The sequence below is a fragment of the Frateuria sp. genome, from assembly GCF_035944355.1.
Taxonomy (GTDB): domain Bacteria; phylum Pseudomonadota; class Gammaproteobacteria; order Xanthomonadales; family Rhodanobacteraceae; genus Frateuria_A.
Genome location: NZ_DASZBH010000011.1, coordinates 51,023 through 64,061, shown reverse-complemented (window position 1 = coordinate 64,061; position 13,039 = coordinate 51,023). Strand labels below are relative to the sequence as shown.

Below are 13,039 nucleotides of genomic sequence, written 5' to 3'. Positions count from 1 at the left end.
GGGATCAACCGCCCGGCGGATGGGACGGCTGCTGCCGCGACGACTCCGCCTGCGCGCCCGCGGCCGGGCTGCCACCCTTTATCGCCGCCTTGGCGGCGGCGAATTCCTGTGCGTCCAGGTAGCCGTCGTGGTTGAGGTCGTAGCTGGAGAAACGGCTGCGCAGCAGCGTCATGCTCTTGGGGATCTCGGAGCGGGAGAGGCGGCCGTCGTGGTTCGCATCCAGGCTCTGGAAGGATGGGTCCGTCGTGCCGCCGGCCGCGGACTGCGCCGCCAGCGGCATGGCCACCGTACCGAACAACGCCAGTGCGAGCGCGCCGCCCGCGGCCTTGGAAATCGTCTGGATAGTCACGGCTTCGTGTCCTCTGCAGTTCGAACGAGGCGCCGCCGCCTGCGGCAGCGCCCGCCGACTCTGCGCGGCCGCCGGTTAAGCCCGGCTCAAGCCGCCGTGTCCGGCCGCGGCGACGTTCAGGCCACGCCGAAGGGCAGGTTCGCGGAGGCCACCACCCGTTCGCCCACCGTTTGGTCTTGCGCGAAAGCGAGCACGGCCTCGATCACCTGCGGCGCGTCGAGCACGCGGTGATGGCCCAGCCCCTGGGTGGTGAGCAGGCGTGCACCGGGCCAGTGGCGGGCGTAGCGCTCGCCTTCGTCCCACGGCACATCGGCATCGTCCAGGTCGTGCACGATCAGGCCGGGCTGGCCCAGCGCGGCGACGTGCCGGTGCATCTGCAGGTCATGGACGCTGAGGCCGGTCCGCCGGACCAGCCACGCATAGAACGGCTGGCGCAGGTGCTCGCCCAGGCGCACGAAGCGGAAGTAGCGGGTGGCGGCGGCGTCCATGTCGGCGGCCGGCGCGATCAGCACCAGCCGCCGCGCGCGCCACTGCTCGCCCTGCGCCAGCACGAGCGCGGCGCCGCCGAGCGAGTGGGCGATCGCCAGTTCCGCGTTGCCGTAATGCCGGCCCACCGCGCGCACGGTGTCGGCGAATTCGGGCAGCGAGCAGTAGCGGCCGCTGCTCAGGCCATGGCCGGGCTGGTCGAAGCACACCACCGCGTAGCCCAGCGCACGCAGCCTGGCCACCCAGGGCAGGAAGCGCAGGCCGAAACTGGACCAGCCGTGCACCAGCAGCGCGTACGGCTGCGTGGACGGATCGCCCCAGACATAGGTGGCGATGGTCTCGCCGTCGAGCGCCAGGGTTTCGCGGCGCATGGCCGGATCCGGCTGCACCGCGCGGGCACGGGCGCGGCTGCTGGCGAACGGCGTGGCGAACAGGCGCGCGGCGCGGTCGGCCGTGCGCCGTGGCGCGAGCCGGCCGCCGAGGGCGAAGCTGGTGCGTACGGTGGCGAGCCTGAAGCGGGCGGCAAGGCCGGGGCGGCGCATCACGGTGGACATGGTCGACTCCTTAGGCTTGCCAGCTGCGCCACAGGCGCTCGAAGGCGGCGGACAGGCGCTGGCTGGCCTGCGCGAAGCCGAACAGGCCGGCGTCGTGGTGCAGGCCGAGCATCAGCGCATAGATCTCGAAGGCGAGTTGGGCCGGGTCGGTGTCGGCGCGCAGGTGGCCTTCGGCGATGGCCTGGCCGATGCCCTTTTCCAGCTCGCCGCGCCAGCCCGCCTGCTGCGCCACCACGGCGTCATGCAGCGGTCCCTCGCGGCCGTCGTACTCGCCGGCGGCGGTCAGCAGCACGCAACCGCTCTGGTGCTCGCAACCCCACTCGCTCCACTGCGCCACGATCGCGCGCAGGCGCGGCAGGCCGCGCGGCGCGGACAGCGCCGGCACCAGCACGCGCGCCATGAAGCGGCGGGCGGCCGCGTCCAGCACGGCAAGCTGCAGGTCTTCGCGCGAGCCGAAGTGCGCGAACACGCCGCTCTTGGACATGCCCACGTCGGCGGCGAGCGTGCCGATCGACAGGCCTTCCAGCCCGCCCACGCGGGCGAGTTCGTAGGCGTGTTCGAGGATGAGTTCGCGGGTGGCCGGGCCCTTGGCCGGCGTGGTGGCGGTGGTCATGCGCTCAAAATAGCACGACCGTTCGTTCTTTTACAGAACTCTACCTGCCTGCCCGCCGTTGGAGGCTATGCTCGGGTGCTGCCCGCCATGGAGGAGACGACCATGAAACCCCGCCTGCTGATCGCCGCGGCCGCCGCTGCCCTGCTCGCCGGCTGCGCCACCTCGCCCACCGGCCGCTCGCAACTGATGATGGTGTCCGACTCGCAGATGAGCCAGATGGGCCTGGCTTCGTTCAACCAGATGCGCCAGCAGGGCAAGTTCGCCGATGCGCCCAAGGAGCGCGCCTACGCCACCTGTGTCGCCAACGCGCTGGTCGCGGTGCTGCCGCCGCCCTGGAACACGCAGCAGTGGGAAGTGCAGATCATCGACGACCCGACCGCCAACGCCTTCGCCCTTCCCGGCGGGCGCATCGGCGTGAACCTGGGCATGTTCAAGGTCGCCACCGACCAGGACCAGCTCGCCGTGGTGCTGGGGCACGAGCTCTCGCACGTGGTCGCGCGGCACGGCGCCGAACGCGTGTCGGACAACATGGCCACCCAGGCAGCGGTGGCGGCCGGCTCGATCTACGCCGGCACCCGCGGCAGCGATGCCGGCAACATGGCGGCGCTGCTCGGCGCGGGCGCGGCGGTGGGCATTCTGCTGCCGTTCTCGCGCACGCAGGAGGCCGAGGCCGACACGCTGGGCCAGCGCTACATGGCCAAGGCCGGCTTCGACCCGCGCGCCGCGCCGGCGCTGTGGGACAAGATGGAAAAGCAGGCCGGCGGCGGCACGCCGGCCTTCCTCTCCACCCACCCCGCGCCGGACAAGCGCGCGCAGGTGCTGGGGCAGCAGGCGCAGCAATTGATGCCGGTGTACGAGCAGGCGCGGGCGAGCGGCCACGACCCGGCCTGCCGCCCGTGACCCGCTGAATGAGCAACAACTTGCGACGGGAACGCCGGCTCTGCCGCGTTCAGCAGGAACGGCCCTTGCGCGAAGATGGCGTGGCGCGGACGTGACGCGCCCCTTCATTCCTTGCGAGGCTTCTGTAGATATGTCGATTCGTCTTGTGGCCCTTGTCGCGGTGACCTTGCTGGCCAGCGGTTGTGTCGAAGAACGCGTGGTCCACGACCGCCCGGTGGTGATCGAGCACCCGGTGGTGCACCGCGAGGTGGTGGAAGAAGTGGTCGCCCCCGAACCGCCGCCCCCGCGCCTGGTCGAGGTGGAGCCGCCGGCGCGGCCGGGGTACGTGTGGGCACGCGGCTACTGGCGCTGGACCGGCCGGGAATACGTTGCCGTACCGGGCCACTGGGAAGCGGTCCGTCCTGGCTACCGCTATGTGCACCCGCATTACGAACACCGCCGCGACGGCTGGCACCTGCAGGTCGGCGTCTGGATGAACGGCTGACCGGGCCCCGATGACCGCGCGGCCGGAGCCGGTCGCCAGGGCCGACGGACCGCGCTTGCTGCGCCGCAGAAACCTGACCGGCTCCGACGTACTAAACTAGCGGACTTAAATCCACCGCCCCGGCCCATGCCGGGGCTTTGACTTTCAAGCGTTTCTGCCGGTTCGCAGGGCCGCGCTGGATCGGCCCGCCCACCTTTCTGCGGGATGCCATCCCCCGTGGCATCCATCCATCTCGTGGAGTCATCGTTCCAATGATCTTTGAAACCATCGCCAAGACGGGTCACGAAGAAGTCGTCTTCTGCCACAACAAGGACGCCGGCCTGAAGGCCATCATCGCGATCCACAACACGGTGCTGGGCCCGGCGCTCGGCGGCCTGCGCATGTGGCCGTACAAGACCGAGCAGGACGCGGTCAACGACGTGCTGCGCCTTTCGCGCGGCATGACCTACAAGAACGCCGTGGCCGGCCTGAACCTGGGCGGCGGCAAGGCGGTGATCATCGGCGATCCGTCCAAGGACAAGTCCGAGGCGCTGTTCCGCGCGTTCGGCCGTTTCGTCAACTCGCTCAACGGCCGCTACATCACCGCCGAGGACGTGGGCATCGACGTCAACGACATGGAGTACGTGTTCCGCGAGACCGAATACGTCACCGGCGTGCACCAGGTGCACGGCGGTTCGGGCGACCCCTCGCCGTTCACCGCCTACGGCACGCTGCAGGGCCTGATGGCCGCGCTGAACTTCAAGCACGGCAACGAGGACGTGGGCAAGTACAGCTACGCCGTGCAGGGCGCCGGCCACGTCGGCTCGGAGTTCATCAAGCTGCTGCGCGAGCAGGGCGCCAAGGTGTTCGTCACCGACATCAACAAGGACGCGGTGCAGCGTTGCGTCGATGAGCTGGGCTGCGAAGCCGTGGGCCTGGACGAGATCTACGACGTCGACGCCGATGTCTACTCGCCCTGCGCGCTGGGCGGCACGCTCAACGAGCAGACCATCGACCGCATCAAGGCCAAGATCATCTGCGGCGCGGCCAACAACCAGCTGGCCACCGACGCCATCGGCGACGAGCTGAACCGCCGCGGCGTGCTGTACGCGCCGGACTATGCGGTCAACGCCGGCGGCGTGATGAACGTGTCGCTGGAGATCGACGGCTACAACCGCGAGCGCGCGATGCGCATGATGCGCACGATCTACTACAACCTGGGCCGCATCTTCGAGATCTCCAAGACGCAGAACGTGCCGACCTACAAGGCGGCCGACCGTCTGGCCGAGGAGCGCATCGAGTCCATCGGCCGCATCAAGCTGCCGCACATGGGCAACGGCGGTACGCGCTTCCAGGGGCGCATGCGGGGGCAGTGAGCCTTGCCCGCTCCGGTCATGGAAAAGCCGCCTTCGGGCGGCTTTTTCTTTTAGCCCTTCTCCCCTTGGGAGAGCGGTCGGGGAGAGGGTTCAGGACCGCCGGAGCCCTCGCTCCGCCCGAACCCTCTCCCGCCTGTCGGCACCCTCTCCCGGAGGGAGAGGGATTCAGACGTGGGGCGTTCGCCCTGCGCAGCGCCGGAGTCGAAGGGTCCACGCGTCCTCACCAGCCCCGACACGCCCCGCGCTAAACTTCCCTGCCCACACACGGAGTTCCCCGGATGCGCCCGTTCCCGCTCGGAGAAGACATCGACCTGCTGCGCGAGAGCGTGCACGCCTTCGCGGAGAAGGAGATCGCCCCGCGCGCCGATCGCATCGACCGCGAGAACGCTTTCCCCGAGGACCTCTGGCGCAAGTTCGGCGAGATGGGCCTGCTCGGCATGACCATCCCGACCGAGTACGGCGGCACCGGCCTGGGCTTTCTGGCGCACATGGTGGCGATGGAGGAGATCTCCCGCGCCTCCGGCTCGGTGGGCCTGTCCTACGGCGCGCACTCCAACCTGTGCGTGCAGAACATCTTCCACAACGGCAACGAAGAGCAGCGGCGCAAGTACATCCCCAAGCTGTGCTCGGGCGAGTACGTCGGCGCGCTGGCGATGAGCGAGCCCGGCGCCGGCTCCGACGTGGTCGGCTCGATGAGCTGCAAGGCCGAGCAGCGTGGCGACGTCTGGGTGGCCAACGGCTCGAAGATGTGGATCACCAACGGCCCCGACGCCGACGTGCTGCTAGTCTACATGCGCACCGCGCCGCGCGCCGCGGGCAGCCGCTGCATGACCGCCTTCATCGTCGAGAAGGGCATGAAGGGTTTCTCCACCGCGCAGAAGCTGGACAAGCTCGGCATGCGCGGCTCCAACACCTGCGAGCTGGTGTTCGACAACTGCGAGATCCCCGCCGCGAACATAGTCGGCGAGGTCAACGAAGGCGTGCGCGTGCTGATGAGCGGCCTGGACACCGAGCGCCTGGTGCTTTCCGGCGGTCCGCTCGGCCTGATGCAGGCGGCGCTGGACCTCACCCTGCCCTACGTGCGCGAGCGCAAGCAGTTCAACGCGCCGATCGGCACGTTCGGGATGATGCAGGCCAAGGTCGCCGACATGTACACCGCGCTGCAGTCCTCGCGCGGCTTCGCCTACCTGGTGGCGCAGCAGTTCGACGCCGGGATCAAGTCGCGCATCGACCCGGCCGCCTGCCTGCTCAACGCCTCGACCAACGCGGTGCAGGTGGCGCTGGAGGCGATCCAGGCGCTGGGCGGCAACGGCTACATCAACGAGTTCCCGGCCGGGCGGCTGTTGCGCGACGCCAAGCTGTACGAGATCGGCGCCGGCACCAACGAGATCCGCCGCATGCTGATCGGCCGCGAACTGTTCCACGGCAAGGCGTGAGAAAAAGGCCCGCGTTGCGGGCCTTCGTTGGAACGCGGCCATGCGGTGACCAAGCCGCGCCTGTTTCGCCGACCGATCCGCTAGAACGACAGGCGATAGGCCAGCGTCGCCATGCTCCCGTGCTCGCGCTGGGCGAAGTGCTGGTCCAGGCCGAAGGACAGGCCCGCACGCGGGGACATCGCCCAGTCCAGCGTCATGCCCGCCACGCCGCCATAGCGCGACAGTCCGATGCCGCCCAGCGGCGCCCATTGGTCGACGCCGGTAAAGCTGGCGTCGAACACGTCGCCGCGCATGGCGAAAGCGCGCTGCCAGGCCAGGTGCGTCTGCAGCTCCAGGCTGCCGCCGCCGGCGAAAGTCCACTGCCGCTGCGCACGCACGCCGACGCCGGCCTGCCAGCGCTCGACCTTGCCGGCGTTGGCCTTCAGGCCGAAGCCATAGGCGCCCGGCTCGTTGAAACCGCTGCTGTCGATGCGTGCGTACTGCAGGCTGGCATAGGGCGTGACCGACAAGGCGCCCAGCGAGGTACGGTAGCCGCTCTCGCCGTAGGCGACGTCGTAACGGCCGTGGCTGTCGCTGGCCACGCCGGCGAAGGTCGGACCCAGTTCCAGGTTGCGGTGCATGGTCTGGCGGTAGTTGCCCACGCCGATACGGCCCATCAGGTAGGCGTTGCCGCGCACCATGCCGCCGTAGAGCATGCCCTCGAGCGCATGGCTGCGGCCCTGGTCGGCGCTCTCGGCGAGGCGGCCCAGGCCCTGCGCCTGGCTGAGCGCGAAACCGGCCACGCCGTCGCTGCCGATGCGCATGTCCTGCCCGGCCAGGGTGCCGGAGAGGTCCACGCCGACGTTGGCATACCCCGCGCGCTGCATGCCGCCGTGGTAGCCCAGGTCCTGCATCCAGCCGCCGGCCTGCCCATGGTCGAGCAGGCGGTCGAAGCGGTCCGACAGCGCGCGCGTGCCCGCGTCGATCGCCTCGAAGGTCATCGCCGCGCTGGCCGCGTGCAGCTGGCCGGAGAGGCTTTCCAGCGAGCGCTGCGCGCTGGAAAGCGTGGCCGCCTGCTGCAGGTCGGCCGCGCCGGCGACGAAGCCGCTGGCGGCCGACGCCGACGTGGCCCCTCGCGCCGAAAGCTGCTGGTCCAGCTGGTTGAACGCGCCCTCCACGCGCTGCGCCGCGCTGTAGGAAGACGCCGTGTAGCTCATGCCCTGGATCGCGGTCACGTCCGCGCGGGTGACGTCCAGCCAGGCGCTCGTGGCGTCGTAGCCGGGCGTGGCGGTGAGCATCACGTTGCTGGCCGCGCCGACCGCACTGAAGGTGCCGCTCAGCGATACGGCGCTATCGAGCACCAGCGTGTGCGCGCTGGCCACGTAGCTGGGCTGCTTGCCGATCACGTACAGGTCACCGGCGATCGTGGCCGGACCGGTGACGTGCAGCGCCGAACCCAGGGTCAGCGCCAGCCGGCCGGTGGAGGGCTGCGTGTAGCTGCCGCCCACGTTCACGCTGGTGTTGCCCACGGTCAGCACGCCGGCGTTGACTACGCTGCCCGCGATGGCGGTGGCCGAGCCGAGCACGGCGCCCGCGTCGATCTGTACCGACGAGGCCAGCGCCTTGGCGTTGAGCGTGCCGCCCGCGACGTGGGTGAGGCCGGTGTAGCTGGCGTCCTGGGTCAGGTTCAGCGCGCCGCTGCCCTGCTTGGTGAGCCCGCCCGCACCGGAGATCGGGTTGTTCCAGCTCGAACTGCCGGTGAAGTTGACGGTGACGTCGCCCCAGTCGAACCTGGCCGGGCCGTTCACCGCCTTGCCGACGTCCAGCATGCCGTAGCCGAACACCGGATCCGGGCCGGGCGCGCCCAGGTCGTCGGCGGTGCCCAGCAGGGTCTGGCGCACCAGGTCGTTGTTGAAATACGGGAAGGCCTGCCACACCAGCGCGGCGGCGCCCGATACCAGCGGCGCGGCGAAGGACGTGCCCTCGACGATCCAGTAATTCTTGGAAGGATCCGGATTGGGGTAGTCCTTGTCCGCGACGATCACGCTGCCCGGCGCGACCAGGCAGTAGCGCATCGCCGAGCCGCAGGCGTTGGAGTAGCTGGCCAGCTGGGTGGGATGGTTGCTGTCGACCGCCGCCGCGACCAGCCAGCCCTGCTCCAGCTCCGGCGCCAGGTTGGGCAGCGCGGCGATGGTGCTGGGGTTGGGCTTGCTGTCGTTGCCTGCGGCGAACACCACCAGGCCGTCATGGTTGAGCACGAAGTCGTCGTAGGCCTTGCCGAAAGCCTGGTTGACCGAGGCGTCGGTGGTGTCCCAGTAGATGCCGCCCCAGGAATTGTTCTGGATGCGAACGCCGTTGCTGATCAGGTCGGGATTGAGCGACTGGCCGAAGAACGTCGCATCGTTGGCGGTGACCTTGTTGCCGTTGCCCGAGCCGTCGTCGGTGGGCTCCTTGTCCGCGATGATGCGCGCCGACACCAGCGTGGCGCCGGTCGCGATGCCGCCCGCGAAATTGCCGACCGGCAGTCCGGCGGCGACTTCCGAAACCCAGGTGCCGTGGCCGAGCACGTCGTCGATGCTGGTGTTGTTGGCCTGCGGGTCGACATAGATCAGCTCCTTGACCACCCTTCCTGCCAGGCTCGGGTGGTTGCGCATCACGCCGCTGTCGACGATGCCGATGGTCACGCCCTGCCCGGTGTAACCGAGGTTGTGCGCCGCGTAGGTGTTGGTGAGCGAGAGCTGCGCATCGATCGGCGGCGGCGGCACCGAGGAGCTCGGCGGCGGCGCGGGCGGGGGCGCGGGGGGTTGCGTGACAGGCGTGGGCCGTACATTCCCTCCTCCTCCGCCGCCGCACGCGCTCAAGCCCAACGCGACGAGAACCCCGAGCGCCACGTCCCGATGGCGCATGCCCTGCCTGTTCATACCCTTTCTCTCCCCTCGATCCGGCGAGCGATGTCTGGCGAGCCGAGCCGTCCGCACGACCGTGGGAACCCTTGCCCGCAACTGTCGGCTAGTCTCCCACAAGCAAAGCCCTGCGCGCGTGACGCCATGGTTTGCCGCACTGCCGCATGGACTGCGATAATAGGCAATCGTCCACGGCGCGCCGGGCGCGCCCATCCTCGCGGAGTATCCCCATGTCCGACGTCGTCATTGCCGGCGCCAAGCGCACCGCCATCGGTTCCTTCCTGGGCCAGTTCACCGGCGTGCCCACGCCCACCCTCGGCGCAACGGCCATCCGCGCGGCGCTGGAGCAGTCCGGCGTGGCGCCGGCCGAGGTCAGCGAGGTGATCATGGGCTGCGTGCTGCCGGCCAACCTCGGCCAGGCGCCCGCACGCCAGGCTTCGCTCGGCGCCGGCCTGCCGGTGGCCACCGGCTGCACCACCATCAACAAGGTGTGCGGCTCGGGCATGAAGGCGATCATGCTGGGCCACGACCTGATCAAGGCCGGCTCGGCGGACGTGGTGGTCGCCGGCGGCATGGAGTCGATGACCAATGCCCCGCACATGGTCAACGCCCGCACCGGCATCCGCTATGGCGACGGCCAGCTGGTCGACCACATGGCCTACGACGGCCTGACCAATCCCTACGACGGCAAGGCCATGGGCGTGTTCGGCGAGCAGTGCGCCGACAAGTACCAGTTCAGCCGTGAGGAGCAGGACGCCTTCGCGATCGAGTCGGTCAAGCGCGCGCAGGCGGCGCAGGCCTCCGGCGCGTTCGCCGGCGAGATCGTCCCGGTCACCGTCAAGGGCCGCAAGGGCGACGTGGTGGTGGACACCGACGAGCAGCCCGGCCGCTCGGACGTCAACAAGGTGCCGACCCTGAAGCCGGCCTTCCGCAAGGACGGCACCATCACCGCCGCCAGTTCCTCGAGCATTTCCGACGGCGCCGCCGCCGTGGTGCTGCTCTCGGCCGACGACGCCAAGGCGCGCGGGATCACTCCGCTGGCACGCATCGTGGCCCACGCCACCCACTCGCAGGAACCGGAATGGTTCACCACCGCCCCGGTGGCCGCGATCCAGAAGGTGCTGGACAAGGCCGGCTGGACGGTGGCCGACGTCGACCTGTTCGAGGTCAACGAAGCGTTCGCCGTGGTGGCCATGGCGCCGATGCGCGAGCTGGGCGTGCCGCACGAGAAGCTCAACGTCAACGGCGGCGCCTGCGCGCTCGGCCACCCGATCGGCGCCAGCGGCGCGCGCCTGGTGGTCACCCTGCTCAACGCCCTGAAGACCCGCGGCAGCAAGCGCGGCGTGGCGGCGCTGTGCATCGGTGGCGGCGAAGCGACCGCGATCGCGGTGGAACGGCTGGATTAAGGGTCGCCGTCACCTGCCGTCGACGCAACGAATGAAAGCCGGTTAACCGGGTTTTTAATACGTACTGAAGGCCCGCCCTATAAACATATGGCGCGTCTACGGCGAAAGCGCTATTAATACGCGGCCAAAACGGCATTCCACGGCAAAGGAGATCCACCATGAAGTTGACGCGTACCCTACTCGCCTCCGCGCTCGTCGCGCTGCTGGCGGCTTGCAGCAACGGCGCGCAGGATTCCGCGCAAGACGCCCAGAAGTCCGCCGACCAGGCCCAGCAGTCCGCTGACCAGGCCCAGCAGGCTGCGGCGCAGACCCAGAGCCCGGCTGCTAACCAGGCTGCCCAGCAGGCCACCACCCAGGCCAACGCTGCCGGCCAGGCTGCCAATCAGGCGCAGCAGGCTGCCACCGCTGCCTCGGCTGCTGCTCCGGCTGGCAGCTCGTCGGCCAACAAGGACGCCATGTCGATGGCCAAGGACGCCGCTTCCAACGCTGCTGACCAGGCCAACAAGGCTGCCAGCGCCGCGAAGGACGCCGCCGGCAATGCCAAGGATGCTGCCAAGGACGCGAACAAGGGCCATTGATCCCTTCGTTTGCTCCACAAAAAAAACCGGCCGCTCGCGGCCGGTTTTTTTTATGTCCGCGTGCTTTACGGCCGCGATCGGTCCGCGGGCGTTATCATCCGGTGTTTGGTTGGCGCGATGGCTCTGCCTGCAGGGCACGGCGCCCCGGATGTCTGCCGCCGCGCGCGGCCCCGAACGAGACCACGAGTCCAGCCCGATGAGCACCCTCGCCTCGCAGATCGATCCCCGTTCGCCCGACTTCCAGGCTTCCAGCAGCGCCCTGCGCGGGCTGGTCGATGACCTGCACCGGCAACTGGCGCGCAACGCCGAAGGCGGCGGCGCCAAGGCGCGCGAGAAGCACACCGCGCGCGGCAAGCTGCTGCCGCGCGAGCGCATTCGCGCCCTGCTCGACCCCGGTTCGCCGTTCCTGGAGCTCTCGCCGCTGGCGGCGCACGGCATGTACGACGACGCCGCGCCGGCCGCCGGCATCATCACCGGCATCGGCCGCGTCAACGGCATCGAAGTGGTGGTGGTCGCCAACGACGCCACGGTCAAGGGCGGCACCTATTTCCCGATGACGGTGAAGAAGCACCTGCGCGCGCAGGAAGTGGCGCTGGAAAACCGCCTGCCCTGCATCTACCTGGTCGACTCCGGCGGCGCCTTCCTGCCGCTGCAGGACGAGGTGTTCCCGGACAAGGAGCATTTCGGCCGCATCTTCTACAACCAGGCGCGCATGAGCGCGCTCAACATCCCGCAGATCGCGGTGGTGATGGGCAGCTGCACCGCCGGCGGCGCCTATGTGCCGGCGATGAGCGACGAGACCATCATCGTGCGCGAGCAGGGCACCATCTTCCTGGGCGGGCCGCCGCTGGTGAAGGCAGCCACCGGCGAGGTGGTGGACGCCGAGACGCTGGGCGGCGCGGACGTCCATACGTCCGTCTCGGGCGTGGCCGACCATTTCGCGGAGAACGACGCGCACGCGCTGGCGATCGCCCGCGACGTGGTGGCCAGCCTCAACCGCAGGAAGACGATGCCGCTGGCGCTCAGGCCGCCGGTCGAGCCGAAATACGCGGCCGATGAGCTCTATGGCGTGATCCCGCAGGACACCCGCCGGCCGTTCGACATCCGCGAAGTGATCGCGCGCATCGTCGACGGCTCGGAGTTCCACGAGTTCAAGGCGCGCTACGGCAAGACGCTGGTCACCGGCTTCGCGCACATCCACGGCTATCCGGTGGGCATCGTCGCCAACAACGGCATCCTGTTCGCCGAGAGCGCGCTCAAGGGCGCGCACTTCATCGAGCTGTGCAACCAGCGCAACGTACCGCTGGTGTTCCTGCAGAATATCACCGGCTTCATGGTCGGCAAGAAATACGAACAGGCCGGCATCGCCAAGGACGGCGCCAAGATGGTCACCGCCGTGGCCTGCTCGCACGTACCCAAGTTCACCGTGGTGATCGGCGGCAGCTTCGGCGCCGGCAACTACGCCATGTGCGGCCGCGCCTACGGCGCGCGCTTCCTATGGATGTGGCCCAACGCGCGCATCAGCGTGATGGGCGGCGAGCAGGCCGCCAGCGTGCTGGCCACCGTGAAGCGCGATGGCCTGGAGGCGGCCGGCAAGAGCTGGAGCGCCGAGGAGGAGGATGCCTTCAAGGCGCCGATCCGCGAGCAGTACGAGCGCCAGGGCCATCCCTACTACGCCAGCGCGCGGCTGTGGGATGACGGCATCATCGATCCGGCCGACACCCGCCGCGTGCTGGGCCTGGCCATCTCGGCCTCGATGAACGCGCCGATCGAACCGCAACGCTACGGCGTGTTCCGCATGTGATGCTGGTGCCTTCCCGCGTGCAGGAGCCGCTGTGCCAGGGCACCATCAAGGGGCGTTCCGCCGGCCGAACGTACGGCGGCCCTGGCTTCTGACGCGTCGACCGAAGACACGAAGGTGGAGAGCGAAGCAGGTTCTATCCCGGCACTCTGTGTCCGCGCTGGTGAGAGGAACGCTTCGACTCTCCGACCCCTC

At 69.4% G+C, this 13,039-nt stretch carries 11 protein-coding genes; 7 read left to right on the top strand and 4 right to left on the bottom strand.

What is annotated here, in order from left to right; genetic code table 11:
- Positions 1-4 precede the first annotated feature (4 nt).
- From VGU03_RS08950 to VGU03_RS08940, 3 genes are all read right to left on the bottom strand, one after another.
- A complete protein-coding gene (locus VGU03_RS08950; protein WP_327480043.1) occupies positions 5-349 on the bottom strand; it encodes an EF-hand domain-containing protein in 345 nt (114 codons plus the stop codon).
- Between the two features lie 116 nt (positions 350-465).
- Positions 466-1,389 (bottom strand): alpha/beta hydrolase, encoded by a 924-nt coding sequence (locus VGU03_RS08945; RefSeq protein ID WP_327480042.1) that lies wholly within the window; start codon positions 1,387-1,389, stop codon positions 466-468.
- A gap of 10 nt (positions 1,390-1,399) precedes the next feature.
- Positions 1,400-2,002: a TetR/AcrR family transcriptional regulator gene (locus VGU03_RS08940; RefSeq protein WP_327480041.1), complete on the bottom strand. Its 603-nt coding sequence runs from the start codon at positions 2,000-2,002 to the stop codon at positions 1,400-1,402.
- Positions 2,003-2,104: 102 nt separating this feature from the next.
- On the opposite strand from VGU03_RS08940, the gene VGU03_RS08935 reads away from it, so the two are divergent.
- The 4 genes from VGU03_RS08935 (at position 2,105) to VGU03_RS08920 (ending at position 6,177) form a co-directional block, all read left to right on the top strand.
- Positions 2,105-2,902, top strand: a complete 798-nt coding sequence (locus tag VGU03_RS08935; protein ID WP_327480040.1) for a M48 family metallopeptidase — start codon at positions 2,105-2,107, stop codon at positions 2,900-2,902.
- Positions 2,903-3,032: 130 nt separating this feature from the next.
- Positions 3,033-3,386: a YXWGXW repeat-containing protein gene (locus VGU03_RS08930; RefSeq protein ID WP_327480039.1), complete on the top strand. Its 354-nt coding sequence runs from the start codon at positions 3,033-3,035 to the stop codon at positions 3,384-3,386.
- A 251-nt stretch (positions 3,387-3,637) separates the two neighbouring features.
- Positions 3,638-4,741, top strand: a complete 1,104-nt coding sequence (locus VGU03_RS08925) for a Glu/Leu/Phe/Val dehydrogenase dimerization domain-containing protein (protein ID WP_327475635.1) — start codon at positions 3,638-3,640, stop codon at positions 4,739-4,741.
- Between the two features lie 278 nt (positions 4,742-5,019).
- Positions 5,020-6,177 (top strand): isovaleryl-CoA dehydrogenase, encoded by a 1,158-nt coding sequence (locus tag VGU03_RS08920; RefSeq protein WP_327480038.1) that lies wholly within the window; start codon positions 5,020-5,022, stop codon positions 6,175-6,177.
- Between the two features lie 80 nt (positions 6,178-6,257).
- Here the strand turns inward: VGU03_RS08920 and VGU03_RS08915 are convergent, their stop codons facing one another.
- Positions 6,258-9,077 carry a S8 family serine peptidase gene (locus VGU03_RS08915; protein ID WP_327480037.1) on the bottom strand — a complete coding sequence of 940 codons (2,820 nt, stop codon included), beginning with the start codon at positions 9,075-9,077 and terminating at the stop codon, positions 6,258-6,260.
- A gap of 212 nt (positions 9,078-9,289) precedes the next feature.
- On the opposite strand from VGU03_RS08915, the gene VGU03_RS08910 reads away from it, so the two are divergent.
- From VGU03_RS08910 to VGU03_RS08900, 3 genes are all read left to right on the top strand, one after another.
- Entirely contained in the window at positions 9,290-10,465 is a 1,176-nt protein-coding gene (locus tag VGU03_RS08910; RefSeq protein WP_327480036.1) for an acetyl-CoA C-acyltransferase, read from the top strand.
- Between the two features lie 158 nt (positions 10,466-10,623).
- A complete protein-coding gene (locus VGU03_RS08905) occupies positions 10,624-11,043 on the top strand; it encodes a hypothetical protein (RefSeq protein ID WP_327480035.1) in 420 nt (139 codons plus the stop codon).
- A gap of 196 nt (positions 11,044-11,239) precedes the next feature.
- Positions 11,240-12,847 (top strand): carboxyl transferase domain-containing protein, encoded by a 1,608-nt coding sequence (locus VGU03_RS08900; RefSeq protein ID WP_327480034.1) that lies wholly within the window; start codon positions 11,240-11,242, stop codon positions 12,845-12,847.
- Positions 12,848-13,039: the final 192 nt, after the last annotated feature.